The following is a 24,439-nucleotide window of genomic DNA, read 5'->3' as shown; positions in this document are numbered from 1 at the left end:
TTGACCACTTTCCACGAGGGCGAACGGCAGTGGTTCAGCGACGGCGCAGGCCGCCATTGAAGCTCATGTTCACCAGGATGATCATGGCCCAGAGCATCGGCAGCAGGATGAGGCCGTTCGGGTGGCAGCACAGGGGGTCCGTCCCGAGCGAGTAGCGTCGAGTCATGAAGACCAGACAGCTCGGACCATTCACCGTCAGCGCCATCGGCATGGGGTGCATGCCCCTCTCAATGGGACGCCCGACGGTGGCCAGCCAGGTGCAGGCCAATGCCACCGTACAGGCCGCACTGGAGGCGGGCATCACCTTCTTCGACACCGCCGACATCTACGCCCCGTCGTGGGACCAGATGGGGCACAACGAACGAGTCCTGGCCGAGGCGCTGCGCGGCGTCGACGGTCGTGACCAGCTCGTCCTCGCCACGAAGGGTGGCATCACTCGTGGCGAGGGCGAGAGCTGGGGACGCGACGGATCCCCGGACTATCTCCGCAGGGCCCTGGAGGCCTCCCTGACGGCCCTGGAGGTTGACTGCATCGACCTGTACCAGTGGCACCGCCCCGATCGCTGGAAGGTCTATGGCGAGGTGCTGGAGACCTTCGCCGAGTTCAAGCGCGAGGGTCTGGTGAAGACCATCGGCATCAGCAATGCCAATGTGGAGGAGATCGAGATCGCGGTCGAGGTGCTGGGCGACAGCCTAGGGAGCGTGCAGAACGAGTTCTCCCCCGCCCGACGCTGCGCCACCGACACCCTCACCGTGTGCAAGGAGAACCAGCTCGCCTTCCTCCCGTGGAGCCCGCTGGGCGGAACCTCCGGCGGCGCCACCCACGTGGGTGAGAACTTCGCCGCCTTCGGCCAGGTGGCACAGGCCCACGACGTCAGCCCGCAGCAGGTGGTGCTGGCCTGGGAGCTGGCAACCTACGAGCGGATGATCCCGATCCCCGGCGCCAGCCGCCCCGAGTCCATCGCGGACTCGGCCAGGGCCGTGGAGCTGGAGCTCAGCGACGACGAGGTCGCGCTGCTGGATGCCTGCCCCGCCGTGCACGACCCCCAGCCGCATCGCTGAGGCTTCGAGCCCGTCGAGGGCAAAGGCATGAAGGCCCCGATCATGACGATCGGGGCCTTCTCATCTGTACACCGCCAGGGACTCGAACCCTGAACCCGCTGATTAAGAGTCAGCTGCTCTGCCAGTTGAGCTAGCGGTGCGCGCGAGAGGGAACATTACGCCTCGGTGAACCACGGCGCAAATCGTGGGTGACGGGACACACGAAAGGCCCCGATCATCACGATCGGGGCCTTTTCGCCTGGTACACCGCCAGGGACTCGAACCCTGAACCCGCTGATTAAGAGTCAGCTGCTCTGCCAGTTGAGCTAGCGGTGCGCGCGATGAGCAACTATACGCGGCACGCGCTGGCGCGCGCAAATCAGCTGCCGCACCGGCGCTGAATCGAGCAGCTCCTGAAATGCACGAGGGGCGCCGAGGTCTCCCCCGACGCCCCTGCGAGCGGTTGAACGACTACTGCGTCACTTGACGCCACCGGCGGTGAGGCCAGCGACGATGCGGCGCTGGAAGACCAGCACCATGGCGAGCAGCGGCACGGTCACCACGACACCTGCGGCCATGATCGCGCCGTAGGGAATGTTGAACGCGCTGTCGCCGGTGAATCCGGCCAGCGACACCGGGGCCGTCATCTTCTCCTTGCCGGGAAGGAAGGTCATGGCGAACATGTACTCATTCCAGACGGCGATGAAGGTCAGGATGACCGTGGTGAAGATGCCGGGCGCGGCCAGCGGCAGGATGATCTTGCGGAAGGCCGTGGTGGGGGTGCAACCGTCCACCATGGCCGCCTGCTCCAGCTCGACGGGCAGCTGACGGAAGAAGGCCGTCAGGTTCCACACACACAGCGGCAGACCGAAGCTGAGCGACGGGATGATCGCTGCCTGGTAGTGGTTCATCCAGTCGATCGGCATCCAGCTGTAGGTGCCGGTGAACATCTTGAGCAGCGGCACCAGGATGGTGATGGCCGGGAACATCGAGCAACCGATGATGATGGCCAGCACCATGGCCTTGCCGGCGAAGCGCAGGCGAGCCAGCGCGTAGGCGGCGACGATGCCGAAGAGCAGCGTCAGCAACGTGGTGACCGTCGAGATGAAGATCGAGTTGCCGATGGCCGTGAGGAAGTTGTTCTTCTCGTTGAACACGATGTGGTAGTTCTGCACCGACATCGGGTTCGGGATGAACTCGGTGCTCAGACCCTCAGTGGGAAGGCGCAGCGAGCTGATCACCATCCACAGGAAGGGCAGGATGCAGTAGATGATGATCAGCACGATGCCGAGCACCGACGCGATGCCACCTGCCAACTCCTTGCCCGTCTTCTTGGGCTTGTTGAGCGTCTCCAGCTCGCGCTTGGTGAGCAGCTCCTGCCCGGTGGGCACGGCTGCGTTCATGGATGCCTGCTGGGTCATACTGCACTCTCCCCGCTGGTGATGGTGCGGTTGTTGGCCTTGGTGCGCTTGACCTGCTGCTTGTGCAGCTGGCGCATGCGCTTGCGCTGCTCGCTCTTCGCACGAGTCTCGTCGTCACCGACGACATCCGCGCCGAGGAACTTGATGAACAGGAAGGCCACCAGGCAGATCAGCAGGAAGAGCAGGATCGAGTACGCCGCGGCCGGGCCGTAGCGCTGGCTCATGGCCTCGTTGTAGGCGAACATGCTCAGCGTCTCCACCGAGTACTTGTTGGGGCCGATCAAGCCATAGGGCAGGTCGAACATGCGCATGGTGTCGAGCGTGCGGAAGAGCACGGCCACGACGAGGGCAGGCTTGACCATGGGCAGCGTGATGCGGGTGAACTGCTGCCACGCGGTGGCACCGTCGACCTTGGCGGCCTCGTAGACCTCGGCCGGGATGGTCTGCAGGCCCGCGAGGGTCAGCAGGCCGATGAAGGGTGCGGTCTTCCACACGTCGGCCATGATGACCGCCCACTGGGAAGCCGAGGAGTCACCAAGCCAGAGCACCTGCTTGCCGATGATCTTGTTCATCACACCGTCAGCCTGGAAGACGACGAACCAGAGCTTGGCGGACACGATGGTGGGGATGGCCCACGGCACCAGGATGGCGGCACGAACCAGGCCGGTTCCCTTGAAGGCGCGCGCCATGATCAGCGCCATGGCCACACCGAGCACGGTCTCGATCGAGACGCAGACGATGGTGAACCACATGTTGTTGACGAAGGCATTCGTCAGGCGCGGCAGTGAGCCGAAGACGCCTTCGACGGCGGTGGAGTTCGAGGTGAGGGCGTTGACGTAGTTCTCGAGGCCCACGAACTTGGTGCCGGAGTCGGCCAGACCCGTGGTCGGGTCAATGCCGTTGCTGGTCTTGTAGAAGGACTCGATCACGCTGAGGATGATCGGCAGGCCGACCACGAACAGGATGACCGCGAGGGTGGGAGCAACCAGGGCCCAGGCGAGTGTGCCCTGCCCGTCGCTCAGGGCGTTCTTCTTCACCTTGCGGCTGGAAGTGCCCGGTGTTTCGACAGCTGAGGTGGCCATCGTTTCCCTCCTTTGGGAATCGGGTGCAGGTCACGCAGTGCCCGGCACGGACCGCGGTCGCGATCCGTGCCGGGCAGTGTGGCCCCGTAGGGATCAGGCCTTGGTGAGCTCGGTGAGCTTGGTCTGCAGACCCTCGAAGTTGCTCTTGGGGTCCTTGCCGGCGATCACATTGGCCGAGGCATCCTGGATGGCCTGGGTCACGTCGTTGTACTGAACGGCCTTCGGGCGGGCCTTCGCGGTGGCGATGGACTCCTTCAGCACGGGCAGGTAGGGCAGCTGCTTGACCAGGTCCGCATCCGCGTACAGCGACTCGCGGGTGGGGGCCAGGGTGGCCTTCTGGGCGGCCGTCTTCTGCTGGGCCTCCTCGCCGTACCACTTGATGAAGTCACGGGCGGTGCCCAGGTTCTTCGCGGTCTTCGAGATGGCCAGGTTGTGGCCACCCAGGGTGGACACGCCGGGGCCCTCGAGGCCCGGCAGCGGGGCGACGCCGAACTTGTCGTTGACCTTCGAGCTGCCGTCCTTGGCCTGCATCAGGGAGTAGATGTAGGGCCACTGGCGCAGGAAGACGAGCTTGCCGTCCTGGAAGGCCTGCCGGCTGGGCTCCTCCATCCAGGTGGTGGCGGCCTTGGGGATGGTGCCGTCCTTGAAGGAGTCCTGCAGCCACTGGACGCCCTTGAGGGAGGCCTCGGAGTTCACCTGCGGCTTGCCGTCCTTGTCCAGGAACTCGCCGCCGGCGGAGTTGACGATCTCGGTGATGTTGCAGGTCAGGCCCTCGTACTTCTGGAACTGGCCGCCGTAGCAGTCGATGCCCTTGCCCTCGGGCAGGGCCTTGACCTTGGTGCAGGCCGCCTTCATGTCGGACCAGGTCTTGGGGGTCTCCTTGATGCCGGCCTTCTCCAGCAGGTCCTTGCGGAAGTACAGCATGGCGCCGTCGGAGCTGGTCGGGTAGGCGTACAGCTTGTCGAAGTAGGTGGCGCCGTCGACGGCGGGCTGCAGCATGCCGTCCGTGGGGAACATGTCCTTGGGCAGCTCGTGCACCCACTGCTTGGCGGCGAACTCGGCGGTCCAGACGATGTCCAGGTAGAGGACGTCGTAGTTGCTGGCGCCATTGGTGTTCGCATTGTCCACCATCTTCTGGCGCTGCTCATCGGCGGAGGCCGAAAGCTGCACGAAGGTGACCTTCTCGTTCGGGTGGGCCTTGTTCCACTCGTCGAGCAGCGGCTGGACGAGGTTGTTGTTGTCCTTGCCCTGGACGAAGGTGATGGGGCCCCTCTGGTCCCAGTTGAGAGCGGCGGCGCTCTCGTCGGATCCGGCGTCGCTGGAACCTCCGCCGCAGGCGGTGCTGGCCAGGACGGCAGCGATCGACAGGCCGGCAACGGCAACCCGCTGCGCCTTCTTGGTGGTTGACATGGGCGATCCTCACTTCTTTGTGGTCAACATCCCCACGCGAACGGGGATTGAACAGAAGACTAACCACACACGGGCCGGGCGGCGAGGGCGGGGCCGAGTTAGCCGCCGATTCGTTATGAACCTTCCACGAACATCCTCGAGGACGCGGGTGAGCGCTGGAAAATCCCCTAGTCCCCAGCACTTGGCAGGTTCAAATCAATAATTCACCAGGTGCCTACCTACCGATTGGAAGAAACAACAGATGAAGTCACGCTTTCCCAACAGTTCGGACATCAGCATTCCGTGGCGCAGACGGCGAAGTGCCCCCGAGCCGAGGGTTCGGGGGCACTGCGCCCAGCCACGAGGGGCACCTGGACCGCGGTTGCCGTGGCTTTCCCTGTGGGATTGCCCGGATCCGCCGCGGCGGCGCGTCAGTGCTTCTTGGCGGCCTTCTTCAGGGCCTTCTTCGTCTGGGCCTTCTTGCCGATGCCACGCACGATGGCACGAACGGTGAGCAGGGCCACCAGGGCGGCACCGGCGGCAGCACCGGCCAGCGTCAGGCGATCGGTTCGCCACCCATCCTCGTCCTTCACCTGGCTCTTGGCGGCGTCCACCTCGGTCATCACGAAGGCCTTGGCCTCGTCGACGCTCCGCTGCTTGACGGCCTTGGGGTGGACCTCGTTGACCAGGCCCTCGACATTGGCGCCCATCCGGGCCCGGGCCGCGGCGATGTCCGCGCGGATCTGCTGTGCCGAACGGGTGTCGGTCTTCTTGTCAGCCATGGGGTCTCCTGTCTGGCGCTGCACGACGTCGGGCCAGCACGGGCCCGCATTCACCCACCCAGACTATGCCCACGCGGGGACATCCGGCCACGTCAGCACCGTGGACACCTGTGCGCTGTCGGCGAACCCCGTTACAGTGGCGCCATGACCGAGCGCCTTGCCGCGGGCTCCCCCGCACCCGACTTCGCCCTGCCCGACGCGGACGAGAAGATCGTCACGCTTGCCGACTTCGCGGGAAGCAAGGTGATCCTGTACTTCTACCCCGCCGCCATGACGCCCGGCTGCACCATCCAGGCCGTCGACTTCACCGCCTCGCTGGACGAGCTGGCCGCCGCCGGCTACCGCGTGATCGGCATCTCCCCGGACTCGCCTGCCAAGCTCGCGCGCTTCCGCGAGAAGGAGTCGCTCGACGTGATCCTGCTGGGTGATCCCGAGCGCACCGTGCTGGAGGCCTACGCCGCCTACGGCACCAAGATGCTCTATGGCAAGGAGATCCAGGGCGTGATCCGGTCCACCTTCGTGATCGACGTGGACGCCGACGGCAAGGGCACCATCGAGCTGGCGCAGTACAACGTCAAGGCCACCGGTCACGTGGCGCGCCTGCGCCGCGAGCTCGGGGTCTGACCCCGACCCCGCGGATCGGACGCGTCCGGATCAGAGCAGTTCGTCCATGACCCGACGGGCCTCATCGGCCGTCGCCGGCATGTTGCGGGCCAACTCCACCAGACGAGCCTCGTTCTCCTCACCACTGTCGTGCTGGAAACTGCCGGCCATCTCGCACAGGAGCTCCGCCACGGCATCCTCGTCGCACTGACGGGTGATGTGCCACGGGGTGCCGTCGGCCCGGCGCCGGCCCACGACGGTCTGCACCGCCACGGACTGCACCGAGGGGGGCAGCGCCGACTGGGGCCAGCCACGACCGCGCGGGTGCAGCGCCAACAGAACGGCCAGGACCACGTCGGAATCCTTGAGGTCTCGTCGGGTCACCACCACCTGAGCGCCGAAGAAGCGGCCCAGACCGCGGCGCGGCGGCTCCGGATCGCCCACTGCGGCGCGACGAGCAGCCTCCGGCGGGTCGGAGAGCCAGAGCGTCACCTGATCGCCCTGGCGGCTGGCCGCACCCCAGACGGTGGACACGGCGGCAAAGTCGGTGGCCTCCTCAAGCCGACCCCAGACGGTCGACGAGGGGGCAGTACTGAGCAGTTCGAAGGGGGCGACGGCGGGGATGCGAATGGTGTGGCTCATGGGGGAAGGCCCTGTTCTCGGGGGACGGATTCAGGTGACCCAATCCTCTCCCACACCCGGCTCATGACGAACGAATGACCCGGTCCTTCAGACACTGCTCAGCCCCTCGTCAGGAGCGCATTCGTCGGCTGCGCTCCCGCCCAGGATGGTGCAGCAGTGCCGAAGAAGGGACTTGAACCCTCACGCCCGAAGGCACAGGAACCTAAATCCTGCGTGTCTGCCAATTCCACCACTTCGGCTCGGCTGTGAAGTCTAGGCCAAGATCGCGTCCGCTGCGGCGGGCCGGTTGGAAAACCGGTGGCGCGCAGGGCTTGCTGCCCGAGAGCATGGGGTCATGGCCGACTTCACCATCAGCACCATCGCCGTGCCCCGCAGTGACAGCTTCGCCCCGTCGTGGGTGATGCGGCAGAGCGACGAGCTGCGCCGACGCGACGCGCTCGAGACACTGGGCAGTGACGACTTCTTCACGCCGCTGGCCTCCGGGGTGCACGGGATGCGACGTCAGGTGGACCGCTGGCGAGTGGCGCTGGTGGCCGTCGAGGGGCAGGCAGCAGCCGAGCTCTCATGGGAGGCCGAGCGGGCGCCGCATCCCGGCACTGTCCTGGGAGTCGCCGGCATCAGCGGCGGGCTCAACGACAACCAGAATGTGGCCGAGCTGGGGGTGATCGTCGCCGAGCCCGCCAGACGCCAAGGAGTCGGGACGGCTCTGCTGGCCGCCTGCGAACGAGTGGCACGGCAGAAGGGCTGCACGACGGTCCAGGGCTGGGCGGAACACCGCAGTCCAGGTGAGAACGAGGATGCCCTCACTCCCCCGACGGGCGCGGGCCGGGTCCCGTACGACGCCGCGGCGGGCTTCGCCCTGGCCCGGGGTTACCGGCTGGAACAGTGCGAACAGCACTCCGTGTGCGCACTGCCGGGCGATGCAGGGAAGCTGGCAGAGCTGCGTGCCGACGCACTGCCGCACGCTGCGGGCTACCAGCTGCACAGCTTCGTCGGCCCCGTCCCCGACGAGTTGGTCTGCGGCTACGCGCAGCTGTTGGAGCACTTCAGTGCCGAGGTGCCCAGCGGCGGCCTGGAGACGGAGCCGGAATGCTGGGACGCTGACCGGATCCGACGTGGCGAGGCGGCTCGCGCCGCCGCTGGCCGTGAGGCCGTCACCACCCTGGCCATCCACGAGGCGACCGGGGCGGTGGTGGCGTCCACGGACATCACCACCGACCCGGTCCACCCCGAGGTCTGCTTCCAACAGGTCACCGTGGTGGACCGTGCCCACCGAGGCCATCGTCTGGGCCTGCTGGTGAAGTTGGCCAACCACCAGGCCCTTGCAGAGCACCGCCCCCGTCTTCGGCGCGTGCACACCTGGAATGCCGACGAGAACGACTGGATGCGTTCGATCAATCGAGACCTGGGATTCCAGCCGGGCCTCACCGAGGGCGCGTGGCAGAAGCGGCTGTGAGGGGAGTATCTCCTCCCAAGCGACCGCGCTCGTCTCTCAACCAGCGATTCCCGTCAGCATCCTGAAACTTCAGCTGTGTCACCCTCCAGTCGGGCTTCTTCGTGATCGGACGGATGATCCCCTCAAGGCACTGGGTTTGGTCCGGAGAATCCCACTGGAACGCATCACTTCGAGAGCCCACGAAGTACTCGCCCGGCGGCAGCACATGCTGGACGATCTCCTTCTTCTGAAGCCCGTCCTTGCCCGTGCTCTCGATGCGAACGTCGTAGATCGGACAGTCCCCCTGATTGGCAATGATCACTCCATCACGACGGTTGGCGCCCTCATTGACGCCTTCCGGGAAGTGAGTGCACACCCAAGCACTGACCCGCGAAGCGGCTCGGCGACGCTGCAACTCGGAGCTCATTTCGTCGCGCCTGGTCTCCATGTCATAGAGCTTCTTCGCCGTCAAGCCAGCCCAGACAGCTGCGACCAGTGCACCGACAGCCGCCAACGCAGACACCACTTCTGACAGATTCCCCATGCCGGGAATCCCATCTACAGGTAGCGCGAGATCCTATGTATACAGGGGATCAAGAACAATCCACACCGGTCAGTCGTCCTGTTCCACGTCCCAGGTCATCGGCAGCGGGGATGCCGGGCGGGTCAGGCTCTCGTCGTCGGTGCGGAAGGTCCGCACTGGCCCGACGCCGGTGAGCCGGGTCTCGAAGCGGACCGTGACCCGCCCCAGGCCCGAGCCCCAGACCCAGCCGCGCCCGTACTCGGGGTGCTCGACCTCGCTGCCGGGGCTCCACTCCCCTCGTCCGCGACGCCGGTGGGGCGGTGCCTCGGTGGTGGTCTGTTCCTCGGTGACCACGACGTCGTCGCCGGCCAGGACGAAGAGTTCCTCCTGCGCGGCCAGGGTGAAATTGGAGACGCCGACGCCCAGGAGTCGGATGCCCTCGCGCACATCCAGGGCCTGCAGCAATTCCCGCGCCACGTCCGTGATGCGGTCCGTCGAGTCGGTCGCGCCGTTGAGGGTGCGGGACCGGGTCCAGGTGGTGAAGTCCGCCAGGCGCACCTTCAGGGTGATGGTGCGGGCAAACTGCCCCGAGGCCCGCAGGCGTGCGGCGACGATGGCGGCATCGCGGGCGGCCATCGCCTCCAGCTCGACGCGGTCGGTCAGATCGGTCTCGAAGGTGTCCTCCACGGAGATGCTCTTGGCCTCGCGATGGGGGCTGACCGGTCGGTCGTCGCGGGCGAAGGCCAATTCGTGCAGACCATGACCCCAACTGCGCCCCACCTCGCGGGAGAGTTCCTGCACCTGGACACGTTGCAGGTCCGCGACGGTCCGGATCCCCAGCCGCTCCAGCTTCTCCATCGTCGCCGGCCCCACGCCCGGGACGGCGCGGGCAGGCAGCGGCGAGATGACCTCCACCTCGCTGCCCGGGGGAACCACCACCAGACCATTGGGCTTTGCCATCTCGCTGGCCACCTTGGCGATGAACTTGCTGGACCCCAGGCCGACGCTGGCCGTCAGACCCTCCGTGCGTTCGAAGAGATCGGCCCGCAACCTCTGCCCCAGTGCCCGCAACGCGCCGAGGTCGCTGCAGTCATGACCACCCGCCTCCAGGTCAACGAAGGCCTCATCGATGCTCAGGGGTTCCACCAGCGGCGAGAGCTCGTGCAGGAGCCGCATCACGATCCGGCTCGACTGCCGGTAGGCATCGAAGCGGCCAGAGAGGAAAGCGGCGTGCGGAGCCTTGCGTCGGGCCTCGTGGGAGGGCATCGCGGATCGGACACCGAAGGCGCGGGCCTCATAGCTGGCAGTGGAGACCACTCCACGCTGGCCAACTCCCCCGACGATCACCGGCTTTCCCCGCAGCGACGGCTTGTCGCGCTGTTCCACCGACGCGAAGAAGGCGTCCAGATCCAGGTGCAGGATGCTGGCGGTGCTCCTCACGAGCTCACAGGGTGGCCACCACGGCGGACCAGATCTGCAAGGGGCCACGCTCGTCACTGGTCTCGCCGGTGGGGAGCAGGCCCACCTTCTCCGCGACGGCGCAGGCAGCGGCATTGTCCGGACGCAGCACGGCCCGCAGCTCGGAATCGGGATCCAGCACCTTGAGTGCCGCGACGCCGGCCTTGGCGATCTCCACGGCATAACCCTGGTTCCGCGAGCCCTCCTCGAAGCGGTAGTACAGGCTCCAGGTGTCGTCGGGATTCTCCTTGGAACGGCGCACACCGCCCACGCCCACCGGACGGTCGTGCAGGCTCTCCTTGGCCAACCAGTAGCCCAGCCCGTCATTGAGCCAGTGCTCCACATTGGCCTCGAGGCCAACCCGGTGGCGCTCGAGCGGAACCTCGGGAAGGTCGGAGGCCGAGTAGAGGCGGGCCCAGTCGTCCAGGTCGTCGGGACCGACGGGGACCAGTGTCAGTCGATCGGTGCGGGTGATCGGGAAGAGGCGGGTGAAGTCGAACTGGGCGCGCGGCTCGCGGTGCAGCAGCAGCCACTCCTCGGGGTCGATCTCCGGGAACAGGACGGTGCCCTCCGCGCGCTGGTGCACCTGGGTGATGTCCAGCTCGGTCAGGTACTCCCACGCGTTCTCGTAGACCTGACCACCGCCGCAGACGAAGCAGACGTCGTCGAGCGATTCGGCCAGTTCCAGGGCCAGTTCCACCGAGCCGACGGCGAAGCTGGGCGCGTCCGGATCGTCGCTCAGCTCGATCTGTTCCGGATCACGGCTGACGACGATGGTGGTGCGCCCGGGTAGGTAGCCACCGATCGCCTCATGCGTGTGGCGGCCCAGGATGATCGGGTGACCCAGGGTGGTCTGCTTGAAGCGTGCCCAGTCCTCACGGAACTTGAAGGGTTGGTCCTGGCCGTCCCCGATCACGCCGTTCTCGCTGACGACGGCAATGGCAATCACTCGCATGGCAGGTCTCCTCGGTCTTCACCCCATCCTGCCAGTTCACCCCAGTCAGCGCAGGAACCGGGTGAGTGTTTCGCGCGAGTGCTGCGGGGGTTCAAGGGGGGTCGTCCCCCTTGCTCATTCCTGTTCAAGGGGGTCGTCCCCTTGCTCAATCAGACAGCAATCGGCGCCTTGATGCCGGGGTGGGGGTCGTAGCCGACGATCTCGATGTCCGCGAGTTCGAACCTGTCGATCTCGCGGACGTCGGGGTTCAACCGCAGCTGCGGCAACGGCCGCGGCTCACGGGTCAGCTGCAGCCTGGCCTGTTCGACGTGGTTCGAGTACAGGTGGGCGTCTCCGAAGGTGTGCACGAAGTCACCCACGTCCAGGTCGCAGACCTGCGCCACCAGGTGGGTGAGCAGCGCATAGGAGGCGATGTTGAAGGGCACGCCCAGGAAGAGGTCGGCGCTGCGCTGGTAGAGCTGGCAGCTGAGTCTGCCTCGCCCACCGTCGACGCCGGGGGCCACGTAGAACTGGAAGAGGGCATGGCACGGAGGCAGGGCCATCTGGTCCACGTCGGCCACATTCCAGGCACTCACGATGTGTCGGCGGGAATCGGGGTTGGTCTTGATGGACTGGATCACCTTGGCGATCTGGTCCACGTGCTCCCCCGATGGGGTGGGCCAGCTGCGCCACTGATAGCCGTAGACGGGACCGAGGTCACCGTTCTCGTCGGCCCACTCGTCCCAGATGGTGATCTTGTTCTGGTGCAGCCAGGCGATGTTGGTGTCGCCACGCAGGAACCAGAGCAGCTCACCGAAGATGCTGCGGGTGTGCAGCTTCTTGGTGGTCAGCAGCGGAAAGCCCTCGGCCAGGTCGAAGCGCATCTGGTGGCCGAAGATGCTGCGCGTGCCGGTGCCGGTGCGGTCGCCCTTCTGGGCGCCTTCCTCCAGCACCAACCGGAGCAGGTCAAGGTACTGCTGCACGGTCAGGACTCCTTCTGGTCGTTTCCGCTGAACCCGGCGCCCTCCTCGGGCATCTTGAGGTTCAGCAGACCTGCCACGGCCGGCACGATCCGGCGGACCGCCTGGCCCCGGTGCGAGATCTCGTTCTTGTGGGCAGGATCGAGTTCCGCACTGGTGAGCCGGCGCCCATCCACCTGAGGGGCGTCGTCGGGGATGAACAACGGATCGTAGCCGAAGCCATTCTCGCCACGCGGCTCGAAGGCCATCTGTCCCGGCCATTCGGCGCGCAGCGACTCCCAGTGCCGCATCCCGCCCATCTGGTCGGGAATGACGAAGGCCATCGCACACACGAAGCGCGCCTCGCGCTGCCCCTCAGGGACATCGGAGATCTGGGCGATCAGCAAGTCATTGTTGGCCTGGTCGTCGGTGGCGCGGTCGCCGGTTCGGGTGCCGGCCCAGCGGGCGGAACGCACACCGGGACAGTTGTTGAGCGCCCCCACCTCGATGCCCGAGTCGTCGGCCAGCGCCGGCAGGCCGGTGCGCAGGGCGCACTCGCGCGCCTTGATCAGCGCATTGCCCTCGAAGGTGCGTTCGGTCTCGTCGGGCTCCGGATAGGGCTCGACGTCGGAGAGGCTGAGCACCTCGATCGGCAGGTCCAGGCTGTCCATCGCTGCGCGCAGCTCGGCGAGCTTCTTGGCATTGTTGGTGGCCAGCACCACCTGGGCGCGAGTCTCGCCCTCCATCAGTTGACCTCGAGAGCCGCGGCCTGCAGGGCCTTGAGTTCGCTGCAGCCCTTGAGGCCCAGGTCCAGCAGGGTGTTCAGCGTGTCGCGGTCGAAGGGGACGCCCTCGGCGGTTCCCTGCACCTCGATGAAGTCACCATTGCCGGCGACGACGATGTTCATGTCGGTGTCGGCGGTGGAGTCCTCGGTGTAGGCCAGGTCCAGCATCGGGGTGCCGTCCACGACGCCGACGCTGATGGCGGCCACGGAGTCCTTGAGCGGCTCGCCATTCAGGGCGCCCTTGCCGCGCAGGTACTCCACGGCGTCGGCCAGCGCCACATAGGCACCGGTGATCGACGCGGTGCGGGTGCCGCCGTCGGCCTGCAGCACGTCGCAGTCGATCACGATGGTGTTCTCGCCCAGCGCCTCGTAGTCGATGACGGCGCGCAGCGCACGGCCGATCAGGCGACTGATCTCGTGGGTGCGTCCCCCCACCTTGCCCTTGCGGGACTCACGGCCGCTGCGGGTGTGGGTGGAGCGGGGCAGCATCTCGTACTCGCTGGTCACCCAGCCCTTGCCCTGGCCCTTCATCCACCGCGGGACGCCCTCCTCGACGCTGGCCGCCACCAGGACGCGGGTCTTGCCGAACTCCACCAGGCAGGAGCCTTCGGCATGGTCCAGCCAGTTGCGGGTGATCTTGACCTCGCGCAGCTGGTCGGCCGCGCGGCCGTCGATACGGGTTCCGGGGGTGTTCGCGTCAGTCATGCACCAAATCTAGCGGTTCATGGCGAGTCCGCGTCCGACCGCCAGCATCAGTGCAGCAGTGCGAAGCTGCCGCCAACCAGCACCGAGCAGAGCAGGGCGCCCACCAGCACCTGGCCGGTGCTGTGCCGCCCGGCGCGCCACCGGGCCCACGCCAGCAGGCCCAGCAATGGCAGGCTGACGCCCACCGTCCACCAGCCCACCTCGACGGCGACGACTGCTCCCATGGCTGCCAGTACCCCGGCATGGAAGGACGCCTTGTACTTCACGCTGATGGCAGTCATGGCGGTCAGCCCCACCAGAACTGCCCCGACGAAGGCCAGCAGCACCCGGGGAGCGCTCAGCACCACGAGCACTCCCAGGCCCAGCAGCACCATCGCGATCACCAGCAGCAGCGGCTTGACCCGTTCTTCGCGGCGCACCACCTGGAGGTCGGAGACCCACCCGCGGCGCACGCAGACCTCCAGCACCGCCAGTGGGGAGACCACGACGAAGAGGGCAGCCAGCGCCACCCAGCCCAGACCGGCCAGGGCGTGTGGCCACATCGCGTGCAGGATCGTGACCACCAGCCCGGCGAAGAGCGTCATCGTCGGGTCCAGAACCACCGCGACGGCATCGGCCAGCACGGATCGTGGGCGCGCCCGCAGCCGGGCCAGGTCCGGATGTTCGGTCAGCTGGCCCGGTGCAGGGGCCTCAGCGACCAAGAGCCTCGGCCTCGGCACTGATCGTGGTCGAGTCACCGTGCCCGGTGTGCACCACTGTCTCCTGCGGCAGCGCGAAGAGCTTCTCGCGGATGCTGTGCTCCAGCACCTCCCGGCTGGAGAAGGAGCGGCCCGTGGCGCCTGGCCCGCCCTGGAAGAGAGTGTCACCGGTGAAGACGACACCGAGGCTGGGCACGTACAGGCAGACGCCGCCGGGCGCATGGCCGGGGGTGTGCAGCACGCGCACGTCGGTGCCGCACACGTCGAGCACCTGCCCGTCGGCCAGCGGCAGGTCCGGGTCTCGATCCGGGTGGGTCAGCTTCCACAGATCGGCATCGTCGGGGTGGAGCATGATCGGCGCCCCGGTGCGGGCGGCCAGGTCCGGGGCGAAGCGGACGTGGTCGTCATGGGCATGGGTGCAGACGATCGCCCGCACGGTGCGCTCCCCCACCACGTCGAGGATCGCATCAACATCGTGCGGTGCGTCGATCACCACGCATTCGGCGTCGTCACCCAGCACCCAGACATTGTTGTCGACGTCGAAGGTCTCGCCATCCAGACTGAAGGTGCCGCTGACGACGGCGTGGTCAATGCGAAGCGTGCTCATGCGTGTCCTCCTGGGGCCGATCGGGCCGCTGTGGTTGGTCTCAGTGCTCCAGTTCGACGACGCTGCGCAGCACGTCGCCCGAGGCCATCTTGCCAAAGGCCTGCTCCACCTGGTCCAGCTGGATCCGTTCGGTGACGAAGGCGTCCAGCGGCAGCCGGCCCTGCAGGTAGAGGTCAACGAGCATCGGGAAGTCGCGGCTGGGCAGGCAGTCGCCGTACCAGGAACTCTTGATGGCGCCGCCCCGGCTGAAGATCTCGATCAGCGGCGTCTCCCAGACCATGTCCGGCGTCGGGACGCCCACCAGCACCACCCGGCCGGCCAGATCGCGCGCCTCGAAGGCCTGCTGGAAGGTCTCCGGCCGGCCCACGGCGTCGATCACCACGTCCGCCCCGAAGCCGTCGCAGATCTCCTGGATCTTCTGCACCGTGCCACCATCGGTGGAGTGCACGGTGTGGGTGGCACCCAGCTTTCGGGCGGTCTCCAGCTTGCGCTCGTCGGTGTCCACCGCGACGATCTTCGACGCACCGGCCAGCACTGCCCCGGCCACCGAGGCCATGCCCACACCGCCCAGGCCGATCACGGCCACGGACTCGCCGCGCTTGACCTCACCGGTGTTGAGCGCGGCGCCCAGACCGGCCATCACGCCGCACCCCAGCAGGCCGGCGACGGCCGGCTCGGCCTTCTCGTCGACGATGGTGCACTGGCCCGCGGCCACCAGGGTCTTCTCCGCGAAGGCGCCGATGCCCAGCGCCGGGGTCAGCTCGGTGCCATCGACCAAGGTCATCTTCTGGGTGGCATTGGCCGTGTTGAAGCAGTACCAGGGCTCGCCCTTGAGGCAGGCGCGGCACTGGCCGCACACGGCGCGCCAGTTCAGCACGACATAGTCACCGGGCTGCACATTCGTGACGCCCTCTCCGACGGACTCGACGATGCCCGCGGCCTCATGCCCCAACAGGAAGGGGAAGTCGTCATTGATGCCGCCCTGCTTGTAGTGCAGGTCGGTGTGGCACACGCCGCACGCCTGCACCTTCACGACGGCCTCGCCGGGGCCGGGATCGGGGACGACGATGTCGACCACCTCGACGTCGGCATCCTTGGAGCGAGAGATGACGGCCTTCACGGTCTGGGACATGGCAAACTTCCTTTCGGGGCGTGGATGTGGCCCGGCCCAGTCACCGTCGCGATGACTGGGCCGATCCGGGTGTTCAGCGGGGGCAGGTGCAGCGATCCTCGGGCTTCACGTCCTTGAGCGCCTCTTCGATGTGCTGGCCGCAGCCCTGCCAGGTGGGCTTGTTGCACTTGTCACAGGTGACCTTCATGCACATGGCTGTCTCCTCGCCTCGGTGGATGTGTGCCCTTCCATGGTGCCACCTCCCGAGGTAGGAATCACAAGGCGATGCGCTGCACGTCCTGGACGAAGCCGCCCATCAACCGGCTCCCGACACCCTCGAAGTCCTGGTGCGACCCGGTGGTCAGGAAGAGCCGCTGCGCCTCACGCGGTTCGTGGTGCAGCAGTTCCCGACGCTGCAGGACGGCGTAGGTGGCCTTGGCGCACTCCGTCGAGGAACTCACCAGCGTCACCTCGTCGCCCAGGACATAGCTGATGACGCCCTGGAGCAGCGGGTAGTGCGTGCAGCCCAGGATCAGCGTGTCGCAGCCGGCACGCTGGATCGGCTCCAGGTACTCCCGGGCCACCGCGAGCAGTTCGTCGCCACCGGTGATGCCCGCCTCGACGAACTCGACGAATCGGGGGCAGGCCTGCGTGGTCAACTGGATCTGCGGGGCCACCACCACCGCGTCGTTGTAGGAGCGGGAATTGGCCGTGGCCTCGGTGCAGATCACGCCGATCCGACTGTTGCGGGTGGCGGCCACGGCACGACGAGCGGCCGGCAGCACCACCTCGATGATCGGCACGTCGTAGCGTTCCCGCGCATCACGCAGGGCCGCCGACGACGCGGAATTGCAGGCGATCACCAATGCCTTGACACCATGGGTGACCAGCCGGTCCATGCATTCGATGGCATAGGCGCGAACCTCGGCGATGGGTCGCGGACCGTACGGGGTGCGGGCGGTGTCACCCAGGTACACGATGTCCTCGTTCGGCAACTGGTCGACGATCGACCGGGCGACGGTCAGGCCACCGAAGCCTGAGTCGAAGATGCCGATCGGTGCATCGCTGCCGATCTCTGACTCGAAGGGGATCACTCGCACGTCCTTTCAACCCGAGCCATGATAGAACCCAAGACACCCGACGGGCACCAGCCGAGGAGGCCCCATGCCCCAGAATCCCCCATTCCACCGTGCCCCGTGGTTCCGGCTGGCCACCGAACGCCCCTTCGCGCGTCGCAGCCTGATGGCGGTCGCCGGCCTGTTCGGAGCGGGCACCCTCGGTGGCTGCGGGCTGGGGCGATCCACCGCACCGGTGGCCGTCGAGCGCATCATCAGGGGCAATGACCCGGTCAGCTTCACGATGCACTACACCGTGGGAAAAGACTTCCTGCAGGCACACCACCTGATCGAGGAGGCGGTGGACCGCGTGAAGTTGACCGTCGAGGTCACCACCGGGAGCAGCGGCAGTGTGGAGGCGGTCGGCATCGGCAAGGCCTATGACTTCACGCTGGCCCGGCCGCTCGGCGGTCGTCGCTTCGTCGACCACGACGACCGCGCCATCCCGCTCTCCTGATTCACCCCGTCCCCTGATTCAGAGCCGGGACTCCTTGCGGGCCCGGCGGATCGCCTCGTCGGCCTCCCCGTGGGCGTCGTCCTGGTGGCCGAGCTCCAGCGCGTAGAGCACTCCGTAGCTGAAAGTGGGCTCGTCTGCCCCCTGGGCCACCTCCGCCAACTCCAACAGCCGCTCGCGGGCGACGACGCTGTCCTGGGCGCTGCCGAGCGTCTCGGTGACCGCCTCCCAGGCCGCGGCGGCCTGCTTCGCATTGCCGAAGGCGGGCACCACGGCCTCCCAGGCATAGCGGCAGGCCTTGGCCTTCTTGCGCGCCTCGTGCGCCAACTCGCCGCACTCCTCTCCCCCGGCCTGTTGCGCCGCGTCCCACAACCGGACCACCCTGCGGCCCGCCTTGCGCAATGGCTTGGGCAGCGACTTCTCCGCCGGGGCGTGGGCTGCGGGCAAGAAGGGCGGATCCTGGACCAGCCGCACCAACTCGTCCAGCAGTGCGGCATGTCGCGGCGAGTCCATCGCCGCCACCAGCTCGGCGTGCACGTGGGCGTGCCGCTGCTCCAGCTCGGAGCCCATCCGCTCCCGCACCGGCCCGTGGACCAACTCGTCGGGCAGCGCCGCAGCAGCGGCATTCAGCCGGTCACGCAGCACCTCGGCGTCACGCGGTCCACCCAGCTGGTCGGCCAGCCACTTGATCTCCGGCAGCAGCGCGTCGGTGCGTTCACGGTCCAGCAGGTCGCGGAAGGTCTTGAGCGTGCTGCGCAGGCGACGGGTGGCCACCCGCATCTTGTGCACCGCGTCGGGCGCGTCCTCACGCACCTGCTCCTGGCGGGCCTGGAGCACGCCCACCTGGGCGGCGATGTAGGCGCCCACCACCTGGGCGGCAGTCAACGGCTCGTCGCTCCGGGCGGAGAGCAGGTCACCCAGGGCCTGCACCAGTTTGGAGACCTGCGGCTGGGCCGTGGCCCCACGCTCCACCAGCGCCTGCGAGATCCGCTCCAGGTCCTGCTCGTCTCCCTGCGTGAGTTCCACCTCCACCTCGCGCCACTGCTGCACCTGGCCAGCACGGGTCACGGTGACGGCGTCCTCACAGAGCAGGGCCAGCGGGGCCCCGTCCGGGCTGGTCAGCGTGGTCTCGGCACGCTCGGTGTCCATCTGGGCGATGGGCGCCAGTGGAGCCTGGCCAATCACGTCGACAACGCGCGCCCGCAGAACTCCGGGCACCTGCAGCTCACTGCTCCCCTCGACGATCGGCTCCGCGATCTCCTGCCGGGCATCCCCGGTGGCGGGCAGCTTGAGGTGCCAACCCTCGTCATGCCCGCCGGTGCGACGACGCAGGGTGATGCCGGCGCGCGCCAGGTCCAGGCCCGGGGTGTCGAAATAGGTGGCCCGCAGCGACATCTCGCGTCGGGACCGCAGGGCCGCAACCTCACCGAGCTCGGTGATGGGGGCGCCCTCCGGCAGCCTGAACTTGCGCTCGATCTCCAAAGCCATGACCATCTCCCGTCCGTGCGGCACAGCGACCGCCCACCTCACCGTGGTTGACGGACAAGTCTAGCCCGAGCGACGCAGGCCAAGCTGCACCAGGACCGGCCCGCGACGTGTCTGCGCGGGACCCGTCGAGCCGCACCCGGCCGCACCGTCGACGGTGCCCGAGGCACAGGAGCCACAGCCCCCGCTCGGGCAGCCCATGCTGAGCTCTCGCGCCTCGATGCGCCCCATCCGACGCAGGTGGTCCACGCTGGTGCGCACCACGTCGTCGGACAGGCCGGTGCGCGCCGCCACCTCGTCGAGGCTGCTGGCACCGCCCTCGAAGGCCGCCAGCACCGCGGACAGGGGGCCGCTCACCAGAACAACCGGCCGATCTGGAAGACCGCCACCGCGGCGGTCCAGGCCACCACCAGCTGCATGCCGATGCCGAACAGGGTCCAGCGCCATCCGATCTCGCGCTTCTGCGCGGCCAGGGTGGCAACACACGGTGTGTAGGCCAGCATGAAGACCAGGAAGGCGATCACGGCGGGCAATGGGTGCCCGTCGGAGCTCTTCTCGAAGTCCGCGGTGATCCGCTCCCCCAGACTTCCGGGGTCGCCGCCCTCCTCTGGCTCGTCGACGGCATAGGTCTGGGCCCAGGAGGAGATGACGGCCTCCTTGGCCACGAAGCCCACCACCAGGGCGGAGGTGGTCTGCCACTGGGCAAAGCCGGTCGGTTCGAAGACCGGTGTGACGGCCTGCGCCGCGACGCCGTAGACCGATTCCTCCACCGGCACCTCGCCGAAGGAATGGGCCGTGCTGGCGGGAATGGACTGCAGGGCCCACACCAGACAGACCGTCGCGACGATGATGCCCGAGGCCGTCTTGAGGAAGCCCTTCAGCCGCACCCAGGTCACACTCGCGGTCAGCCGGGCGGTGGGCACCTGGTAGGGCGGCAGGTCCAGCACGAGCGGTTCGGCGCCCATGGTTCGCCACAGCGTCTTGCGCAGCAGCAGTCCCACGCCCACCACCATCAGGATGCTGACCAGGTACATGGCGAAGACAACGGTGCCGGCCCACGTGCCGAAGAAGGTGGTGGCCACCAGCACGTAGACCGTCAGACGGGCGGTGCAGCTGGTGAACGGCACCAGCAGGGCCACCAGGATGCGCTGGCGCACCTGCGGCAGGATGCGGGTGGCGGAGATGGCGGGCACATTGCAGCCAAAACCCACCACGAGCGGCAGGAAGGCGCGGCCCGGCAGGCCAAGACTGCGCATCATCCGGTCCGTCACCACTGCGGCGCGTGCCATGTAGCCGGAGTCCTCCAGCAGCGCCAGCAGCAGGAACATCAGGGCCATCAGGGGTGCGAAGGTCAACAGCATGCCGACGCCGGCCACCAGGCCGTCGACCAGCAGTCCCTCCACCCAACTGCCGCCCAGACCGATGCCGGCCAGCAGGGAACGGGCGAAGTCACTCACCGGCCCGACGAAGAAGGCGTCCAGACCGTCCTGCAGGGGTGCCGCCACCGTGGTGGTGACCTGGAAGACCACCCACATGACGGCCATGAAGATCAGCGGCCCGATGACGGGAGCCGTGACCCAGCGGTCCACGCGATCGCTCCACGAGGCCCGAGCCTCGGCCGAGTCCCGGGTGCCCGCGGCCACAGCCTCGTCGATGAAGGCGAAGCGCTCGTCCTCGCGCACCAGATCCGCGTCCAGCACGGACAGCTCCGGGCCGGGGATCGCGGACAACGAACGGGGCCGCGGACGCGGCGACCCCAGGGCCTCGCTGACCGCCGAGGTGAGGTTCTCGATCCCCTGACGGCGACGCGGGTCGATGGCCACCACGGGGCAGCCGAGCTCCGAGGCGAGGGCAAAGGTGTCCACCTCGATACCGCGGTGGCGAGCCACGTCGAGCATGCTGAGCGCCACGATCACCTTGGTGGGCTGCTCGCGCAGCTGGGTGACGATGTACAGCGAACGCGCCAGGTGCGCGGCATCGGCCACGACGACGGTGACATCTGGACGCTCGTCGACGGGCCCGTCCACCAACAGTTCGCGGGTGAGTGCCTCGTCGGGGCTGACGGGGTCAAGTGAGTAGGCGCCCGGCAGGTCGATCAGGGTCATGTCCGCCGAGTCCGGGCCAGCCGTGCGCCACACGCCCCGCGAGACACTGACAGTGGTGCCGGGCCAGTTGCCCATGGTCACGCGTGATCCGGTGAGGCTGTTGAACAGGGTGGACTTGCCCACATTGGGCGCGCCAACCAGCGCCACGACGGGAGCGCCGGAACCGGCGCCGGCACCGGAGGTGTCCTCGCAGCACGCCTTGGCGCTGGGCACCACGGCGCGAGTGCTGATCTGCAGCAGTTTCGGGGAGTCCTGGTCAATGCTCATCGCGCGCCCACCTCCACGAACAGGCGCTGCAGCATGGACGGATCCAGGGCGATCCGTGATCCTGCGACGTTGACCACGCGGCCCCCGCCGCTGGTCCGGTTCACCAGGGAGAGCTGGGCGCCCCGGCGGATCCCGAGAGCGGCCAGACGGCGGCACAGCTCCGGGCTGCCGTCAGCGCGCACCAGGACCAGCTGCTCCCCCAGGGGGGCCGCCGACAGACTGATGGCTTCGATCATGGATTGATGGTACGCCCAACTTAGGTAAGCCTAAGCAATGCGGTGCAAGTGAGTGGTATCTCACATTCACCGCCGGGTCGTGGCCCGATCAGAGGGCTTCGACGAGGCACTCCTGGACCCAACCGGTCCACTGGTAGATCTCGTGCATCCATGCCCGCGGATCGCTCTTGGGACGCTGGGCAGCCTCCTCGGCGCTCACCTCGTCGGTGATGTCCAGCCGAGCGGCCAGCGAGAGCCGCACATTGGTGAGCGTCTTGAGCCAGGCCGTGGCATGGTCCAACGGGATGCGACAGATGCCCTTGCGGGAGGTTTGTTGCAGGTCGGCGACCACCAGCTGCGCGTCGGCCACCTTGCGGCTGCGCTGTTGCGGCTGGGTGAAGCGCCGAAAGTCGTGCGAGGCGGCTGGGTCATCGGGGTAGGCGTCCGGAAAGAGTCGACGGATGACTGGATCGGCCTGGTCCAGTGCATCCAGATCGGGATCCTCGACGGTGGGCCCCGCCGAGCCGCTGAACTCGGCCTCCCACTGGGCAAAGGGGTCCGCCGCCTCCGCGACCGGGCCGATCTGTTCCACGGGCATGTCCTGCTGCCTCAGCAACTCCGCCAGCTGGTCGACGATGCTGGCCAGCAGTGCCGCCTCGTCGCGATCGAAGTGGATCGCCAGGTGGTCATGCTCCGGTTCGACGCCCCTCATTCCGCCCGCTCCATCGTGGCCCACAGGCCGTAGTCGTGCATCGCACTGACGTCGCGCTCCATCTGCTCGCGGCCGCCGCTGGAGACCACGCACTTGCCCTCATTGTGCACCTGCAGCATCAACTGCTCGGCCTTCTCCCGGGAGAATCCGAAATAGCTGGTGAAGACATGCGTGACGTAGCTCATCAGGTTGACCGGGTCATCCCAGACGAGCGTCACCCACGGCTGTTGCGCCGCAGCCTGCTCGTCGGTGCGCTCGACGACCGCCGTACCACCCGACGGTGTGATGGTGGGCTCGCTGCTCATGCGCCCCATTGTTGCCTACCCAGCAAGCACCAGCCCCATGCAGCGCCCGCGTGTGGCACTGCGGCGAGCATTGTGATCATCCGCCCTGATCCGGACTCAGCACGTCGAACTTCGCAGGGCACGTGCTGCAGCGGAGGCCTGAGCCACCGCGACGTGCGGAGTGGACGGTGCACGTCGAACCTCTTTCGGCCCTACCCCCCTGTCCAATAGGTTGGGCCCATGACGACTGCTCTGCTCACCGACCACTACGAGCTGACCATGATCCGTGCGGCCATGGGCTCGGGGACCGCCTTTCGGCGCAGCATCTTCGAGCTCTTCCCCCGGCGCCTGCCCGAGGGCCGTCGCTATGGCGTGGTCGCGGGCGTCGGCCGGATGCTTCAGGCCCTCGAGGACTTCCGCTTCGACGAGGAGACCGTCGCCTGGCTGCTGGAGACCGACGTCGTCAACGAGGGACTGGCCGCGTGGCTGCGCGACTACCGCTTCACCGGCAACATGTGGGGCTACCCCGAGGGCGAGATGTACTTCCCGGGTGCACCCTTGCTGCGCGTGGAGGGCAGCTTTGCCGAGGCCTGCGTGCTGGAGACGGTGCTGCTCAGCATCTACAACCACGATTCCGCCATCGCGTCGGCCGCCAGCCGGATGACCGCGATGGCCGAGGGCCGCCCGTGCATCGAGATGGGATCCCGCCGCGCCCAGGAGCAGGCCGCCGTCGCTGCTGCCCGCGCGGCCTATGTCGCAGGCTTCTCGTCCAGCTCCAATCTGGAGGCGGGCAAGCGCTGGGGCGTCCCCACCGGAGGCACGGCCGCCCACTCCTTCACGCTCCTGCATGACAGCGAGGAGGACGCCTTCGCCGCGCAGCTCGCTGCGCTCGGCACGGACACCACATTGCTCGTCGACACCTATGACCTGGAGGAGGCCGTGCGTACCGCGGTCCGCCTCACCGACGGCAAGCTCGGCGCGATCCGTCTGGATTCGGGTGACCATGCGATCGTGGCCCGCCAGATGCGTGATCTGCTGGATGACCTGGGCGCCACCGAGACCCGGATCATCGTCACCAGCGACCTGGACGAGTGGCAGATCGCAGCCCTGCGCGGCGCCCCCGTCGACGGCTTCGGCGTGGGCACCTCCGTGGTGACCGGATCGGGCCACCCCACCTGCGGCTTCGTCTACAAGCTGGTGGCCCGCGCCAAGGACGACTCCCCCGAGGCCGAGCTCTATCCGGTGGCCAAGAAGTCCGCCAACAAGAACACCGTCGGTGGGCGCAAGTTCGCCATGCGCCGTTTCGACGAGCGCGGCGTGGCGGAGGCGGAGATCATCGGCATCGGCACTCCTCCGACGGGCGACGCCAATGACCGCCAGCTGATGGTGCCGCTGGTGGAGAACGGCCAGGTGGTGGGCCGCGAACCCATTGAGAAGGCCCGCGAACGCCACGACCGGTCCCGCGCCGAGCTACCGGTTGCTGCCCTGCGCGTCAGCCGCGGCGAGCCCGCCATTCCGACGATCATCCTCGACTCCGAGGGCGACGAGGCCTACAACCCCTACCTGCACTCGGCCATTCCCCGCAACATCTGACTCCCCAAGCCCCCCAAAAAACGAAAGGCCCTCCCC

The 24,439-nt window shown here is 67.6% G+C and carries 27 protein-coding genes and 3 tRNA genes; 5 read left to right on the top strand and 25 right to left on the bottom strand.

Features of this window, described 5'->3' with window-relative positions:
* Window positions 1–34: 34 nt before the first annotated feature.
* Window positions 35–166 (bottom strand): hypothetical protein, encoded by a 132-nt coding sequence (locus tag ACTQ49_RS02195; protein WP_441826206.1) that lies wholly within the window; start codon window positions 164–166, stop codon window positions 35–37.
* On the opposite strand from ACTQ49_RS02195, the gene ACTQ49_RS02190 reads away from it, so the two are divergent.
* Complete coding sequence (locus ACTQ49_RS02190; RefSeq protein ID WP_441826205.1) at window positions 165–1,061, top strand: aldo/keto reductase; 897 nt, start codon at window positions 165–167, stop codon at window positions 1,059–1,061. The genes ACTQ49_RS02195 and ACTQ49_RS02190 overlap by 2 nt on opposite strands.
* Window positions 1,062–1,128: 67 nt before the next feature.
* Here ACTQ49_RS02190 and ACTQ49_RS02185 read toward each other — a convergent pair.
* From ACTQ49_RS02185 to ACTQ49_RS02160, 6 genes are all read right to left on the bottom strand, one after another.
* Window positions 1,129–1,201: transfer RNA gene (locus ACTQ49_RS02185), tRNA-Lys, on the bottom strand.
* Window positions 1,202–1,300: 99 nt separating this feature from the next.
* Window positions 1,301–1,376: transfer RNA gene (locus tag ACTQ49_RS02180), tRNA-Lys, on the bottom strand.
* Window positions 1,377–1,519: 143 nt separating this feature from the next.
* The gene (locus ACTQ49_RS02175) at window positions 1,520–2,284 is read right to left on the bottom strand and encodes a carbohydrate ABC transporter permease (RefSeq protein ID WP_441826281.1); all 765 of its coding nucleotides are present in this window, start codon (window positions 2,282–2,284) and stop codon (window positions 1,520–1,522) included.
* Window positions 2,285–2,457: 173 nt separating this feature from the next.
* Window positions 2,458–3,543, bottom strand: coding sequence for a carbohydrate ABC transporter permease (locus tag ACTQ49_RS02170; protein ID WP_441826204.1), 1,086 nt, complete (start codon window positions 3,541–3,543; stop codon window positions 2,458–2,460).
* A gap of 93 nt (window positions 3,544–3,636) precedes the next feature.
* On the bottom strand, window positions 3,637–4,953 hold the full coding sequence (locus ACTQ49_RS02165) for an ABC transporter substrate-binding protein (RefSeq protein ID WP_441826203.1): 1,317 nt from the start codon (window positions 4,951–4,953) through the stop codon (window positions 3,637–3,639).
* Window positions 4,954–5,363: 410 nt separating this feature from the next.
* Window positions 5,364–5,714 (bottom strand): DUF3618 domain-containing protein, encoded by a 351-nt coding sequence (locus ACTQ49_RS02160; protein WP_441826202.1) that lies wholly within the window; start codon window positions 5,712–5,714, stop codon window positions 5,364–5,366.
* A 144-nt stretch (window positions 5,715–5,858) separates the two neighbouring features.
* On the opposite strand from ACTQ49_RS02160, the gene ACTQ49_RS02155 reads away from it, so the two are divergent.
* Entirely contained in the window at window positions 5,859–6,338 is a 480-nt protein-coding gene (locus tag ACTQ49_RS02155; protein ID WP_441826201.1) for a peroxiredoxin, read from the top strand.
* Between the two features lie 30 nt (window positions 6,339–6,368).
* Here the strand turns inward: ACTQ49_RS02155 and ACTQ49_RS02150 are convergent, their stop codons facing one another.
* Window positions 6,369–6,959 (bottom strand): hypothetical protein, encoded by a 591-nt coding sequence (locus ACTQ49_RS02150; RefSeq protein WP_441826200.1) that lies wholly within the window; start codon window positions 6,957–6,959, stop codon window positions 6,369–6,371.
* Between the two features lie 157 nt (window positions 6,960–7,116).
* Window positions 7,117–7,198: transfer RNA gene (locus tag ACTQ49_RS02145), tRNA-Leu, on the bottom strand.
* 95 nt (window positions 7,199–7,293) lie between these two features.
* Between ACTQ49_RS02145 and ACTQ49_RS02140 the strand changes: the two genes are divergently transcribed.
* A complete protein-coding gene (locus ACTQ49_RS02140; RefSeq protein WP_441826199.1) occupies window positions 7,294–8,415 on the top strand; it encodes a GNAT family N-acetyltransferase in 1,122 nt (373 codons plus the stop codon).
* On the opposite strand, the gene ACTQ49_RS02135 is transcribed toward ACTQ49_RS02140, so the two are convergent.
* From ACTQ49_RS02135 to murI, 10 genes are all read right to left on the bottom strand, one after another.
* On the bottom strand, window positions 8,384–8,938 hold the full coding sequence (locus ACTQ49_RS02135) for a hypothetical protein (protein ID WP_441826198.1): 555 nt from the start codon (window positions 8,936–8,938) through the stop codon (window positions 8,384–8,386). The genes ACTQ49_RS02140 and ACTQ49_RS02135 overlap by 32 nt on opposite strands.
* A gap of 69 nt (window positions 8,939–9,007) precedes the next feature.
* Window positions 9,008–10,357 carry a DNA polymerase IV gene (locus ACTQ49_RS02130; RefSeq protein WP_441826197.1) on the bottom strand — a complete coding sequence of 450 codons (1,350 nt, stop codon included), beginning with the start codon at window positions 10,355–10,357 and terminating at the stop codon, window positions 9,008–9,010.
* Between the two features lie 4 nt (window positions 10,358–10,361).
* Window positions 10,362–11,330 (bottom strand): dihydrofolate reductase, encoded by a 969-nt coding sequence (locus tag ACTQ49_RS02125; protein ID WP_441826196.1) that lies wholly within the window; start codon window positions 11,328–11,330, stop codon window positions 10,362–10,364.
* A gap of 149 nt (window positions 11,331–11,479) precedes the next feature.
* Window positions 11,480–12,292, bottom strand: coding sequence for a thymidylate synthase (locus ACTQ49_RS02120; protein ID WP_441826195.1), 813 nt, complete (start codon window positions 12,290–12,292; stop codon window positions 11,480–11,482).
* Window positions 12,293–12,294: 2 nt separating this feature from the next.
* Window positions 12,295–13,014 carry a non-canonical purine NTP pyrophosphatase gene (locus tag ACTQ49_RS02115; RefSeq protein WP_441826194.1) on the bottom strand — a complete coding sequence of 240 codons (720 nt, stop codon included), beginning with the start codon at window positions 13,012–13,014 and terminating at the stop codon, window positions 12,295–12,297.
* The gene (gene rph, locus ACTQ49_RS02110) at window positions 13,014–13,757 is read right to left on the bottom strand and encodes a ribonuclease PH (RefSeq protein ID WP_441826193.1); all 744 of its coding nucleotides are present in this window, start codon (window positions 13,755–13,757) and stop codon (window positions 13,014–13,016) included. Before rph ends, ACTQ49_RS02115 begins: the two co-directional genes overlap by 1 nt.
* 47 nt (window positions 13,758–13,804) lie before the next feature.
* Window positions 13,805–14,458, bottom strand: a complete 654-nt coding sequence (locus ACTQ49_RS02105) for a hypothetical protein (protein ID WP_441826192.1) — start codon at window positions 14,456–14,458, stop codon at window positions 13,805–13,807.
* Window positions 14,448–15,062 (bottom strand): MBL fold metallo-hydrolase, encoded by a 615-nt coding sequence (locus ACTQ49_RS02100; protein ID WP_441826191.1) that lies wholly within the window; start codon window positions 15,060–15,062, stop codon window positions 14,448–14,450. The genes ACTQ49_RS02105 and ACTQ49_RS02100 overlap by 11 nt, the downstream gene beginning before the upstream one ends.
* A gap of 40 nt (window positions 15,063–15,102) precedes the next feature.
* Window positions 15,103–16,194: an S-(hydroxymethyl)mycothiol dehydrogenase gene (locus ACTQ49_RS02095; protein ID WP_441826190.1), complete on the bottom strand. Its 1,092-nt coding sequence runs from the start codon at window positions 16,192–16,194 to the stop codon at window positions 15,103–15,105.
* Window positions 16,195–16,448: 254 nt separating this feature from the next.
* Window positions 16,449–17,264 carry a glutamate racemase gene (gene murI, locus ACTQ49_RS02090; protein ID WP_441826280.1) on the bottom strand — a complete coding sequence of 272 codons (816 nt, stop codon included), beginning with the start codon at window positions 17,262–17,264 and terminating at the stop codon, window positions 16,449–16,451.
* Window positions 17,265–17,337: 73 nt separating this feature from the next.
* Between murI and ACTQ49_RS02085 the strand changes: the two genes are divergently transcribed.
* Window positions 17,338–17,745: a hypothetical protein gene (locus tag ACTQ49_RS02085; RefSeq protein WP_441826189.1), complete on the top strand. Its 408-nt coding sequence runs from the start codon at window positions 17,338–17,340 to the stop codon at window positions 17,743–17,745.
* Between the two features lie 18 nt (window positions 17,746–17,763).
* Here the strand turns inward: ACTQ49_RS02085 and ACTQ49_RS02080 are convergent, their stop codons facing one another.
* From ACTQ49_RS02080 to clpS, 6 genes are all read right to left on the bottom strand, one after another.
* On the bottom strand, window positions 17,764–19,230 hold the full coding sequence (locus tag ACTQ49_RS02080; RefSeq protein ID WP_441826188.1) for a CYTH and CHAD domain-containing protein: 1,467 nt from the start codon (window positions 19,228–19,230) through the stop codon (window positions 17,764–17,766).
* Window positions 19,231–19,290: 60 nt separating this feature from the next.
* The gene (locus tag ACTQ49_RS02075) at window positions 19,291–19,584 is read right to left on the bottom strand and encodes a FeoC-like transcriptional regulator (protein ID WP_441826187.1); all 294 of its coding nucleotides are present in this window, start codon (window positions 19,582–19,584) and stop codon (window positions 19,291–19,293) included.
* Entirely contained in the window at window positions 19,581–21,599 is a 2,019-nt protein-coding gene (gene feoB, locus ACTQ49_RS02070) for a ferrous iron transport protein B (protein WP_441826186.1), read from the bottom strand. Before feoB ends, ACTQ49_RS02075 begins: the two co-directional genes overlap by 4 nt.
* Entirely contained in the window at window positions 21,596–21,835 is a 240-nt protein-coding gene (locus tag ACTQ49_RS02065) for a FeoA family protein (RefSeq protein WP_441826185.1), read from the bottom strand. The genes feoB and ACTQ49_RS02065 overlap by 4 nt, the downstream gene beginning before the upstream one ends.
* A gap of 88 nt (window positions 21,836–21,923) precedes the next feature.
* Complete coding sequence (locus ACTQ49_RS02060; RefSeq protein WP_441826184.1) at window positions 21,924–22,526, bottom strand: DUF2017 domain-containing protein; 603 nt, start codon at window positions 22,524–22,526, stop codon at window positions 21,924–21,926.
* A complete protein-coding gene (clpS, locus tag ACTQ49_RS02055; protein ID WP_441826183.1) occupies window positions 22,523–22,831 on the bottom strand; it encodes an ATP-dependent Clp protease adapter ClpS in 309 nt (102 codons plus the stop codon). The genes ACTQ49_RS02060 and clpS overlap by 4 nt, the downstream gene beginning before the upstream one ends.
* A gap of 219 nt (window positions 22,832–23,050) precedes the next feature.
* Here clpS and ACTQ49_RS02050 point away from each other — a divergent pair, with 219 nt between their 5' ends.
* Window positions 23,051–24,403, top strand: a complete 1,353-nt coding sequence (locus ACTQ49_RS02050; protein WP_441826182.1) for a nicotinate phosphoribosyltransferase — start codon at window positions 23,051–23,053, stop codon at window positions 24,401–24,403.
* The last annotated feature ends 36 nt before the right edge of the window (window positions 24,404–24,439 follow it).

The sequence above is a fragment of the Luteococcus sp. Sow4_B9 genome, from assembly GCF_052116585.1.
Classification (GTDB): Bacteria; Actinomycetota; Actinomycetes; order Propionibacteriales; family Propionibacteriaceae; genus Luteococcus.
Note: the sequence above shows the minus strand (reverse complement) of the source record. Positions and strands in the feature narration are given on the sequence as shown.

Coding starts and splice junctions, on each gene's coding strand:
- ACTQ49_RS02155 (WP_441826201.1), top strand. CDS start 5,859: ATGACCGAGCGCCTTGCCGCGGGCTCCCCCGCACCCGACTTCGCCCTG.
- ACTQ49_RS02095 (WP_441826190.1), bottom strand. CDS start 16,194: ATGTCCCAGACCGTGAAGGCCGTCATCTCTCGCTCCAAGGATGCCGAC.
- rph (WP_441826193.1), bottom strand. CDS start 13,757: ATGACTGACGCGAACACCCCCGGAACCCGTATCGACGGCCGCGCGGCC.
- ACTQ49_RS02065 (WP_441826185.1), bottom strand. CDS start 21,835: ATGATCGAAGCCATCAGTCTGTCGGCGGCCCCCCTGGGGGAGCAGCTG.
- ACTQ49_RS02080 (WP_441826188.1), bottom strand. CDS start 19,230: ATGGCTTTGGAGATCGAGCGCAAGTTCAGGCTGCCGGAGGGCGCCCCC.
- ACTQ49_RS02170 (WP_441826204.1), bottom strand. CDS start 3,543: ATGGCCACCTCAGCTGTCGAAACACCGGGCACTTCCAGCCGCAAGGTG.
- ACTQ49_RS02140 (WP_441826199.1), top strand. CDS start 7,294: ATGGCCGACTTCACCATCAGCACCATCGCCGTGCCCCGCAGTGACAGC.
- ACTQ49_RS02195 (WP_441826206.1), bottom strand. CDS start 166: ATGACTCGACGCTACTCGCTCGGGACGGACCCCCTGTGCTGCCACCCG.
- ACTQ49_RS02050 (WP_441826182.1), top strand. CDS start 23,051: ATGACGACTGCTCTGCTCACCGACCACTACGAGCTGACCATGATCCGT.
- ACTQ49_RS02160 (WP_441826202.1), bottom strand. CDS start 5,714: ATGGCTGACAAGAAGACCGACACCCGTTCGGCACAGCAGATCCGCGCG.
- ACTQ49_RS02150 (WP_441826200.1), bottom strand. CDS start 6,959: ATGAGCCACACCATTCGCATCCCCGCCGTCGCCCCCTTCGAACTGCTC.
- ACTQ49_RS02085 (WP_441826189.1), top strand. CDS start 17,338: ATGCCCCAGAATCCCCCATTCCACCGTGCCCCGTGGTTCCGGCTGGCC.
- ACTQ49_RS02115 (WP_441826194.1), bottom strand. CDS start 13,014: ATGGAGGGCGAGACTCGCGCCCAGGTGGTGCTGGCCACCAACAATGCC.
- ACTQ49_RS02125 (WP_441826196.1), bottom strand. CDS start 11,330: ATGCGAGTGATTGCCATTGCCGTCGTCAGCGAGAACGGCGTGATCGGG.
- ACTQ49_RS02060 (WP_441826184.1), bottom strand. CDS start 22,526: ATGAGGGGCGTCGAACCGGAGCATGACCACCTGGCGATCCACTTCGAT.
- ACTQ49_RS02190 (WP_441826205.1), top strand. CDS start 165: ATGAAGACCAGACAGCTCGGACCATTCACCGTCAGCGCCATCGGCATG.
- feoB (WP_441826186.1), bottom strand. CDS start 21,599: ATGAGCATTGACCAGGACTCCCCGAAACTGCTGCAGATCAGCACTCGC.
- ACTQ49_RS02135 (WP_441826198.1), bottom strand. CDS start 8,938: ATGGGGAATCTGTCAGAAGTGGTGTCTGCGTTGGCGGCTGTCGGTGCA.
- ACTQ49_RS02175 (WP_441826281.1), bottom strand. CDS start 2,284: ATGGTGATCAGCTCGCTGCGCCTTCCCACTGAGGGTCTGAGCACCGAG.
- ACTQ49_RS02100 (WP_441826191.1), bottom strand. CDS start 15,062: ATGAGCACGCTTCGCATTGACCACGCCGTCGTCAGCGGCACCTTCAGT.
- clpS (WP_441826183.1), bottom strand. CDS start 22,831: ATGAGCAGCGAGCCCACCATCACACCGTCGGGTGGTACGGCGGTCGTC.
- ACTQ49_RS02165 (WP_441826203.1), bottom strand. CDS start 4,953: ATGTCAACCACCAAGAAGGCGCAGCGGGTTGCCGTTGCCGGCCTGTCG.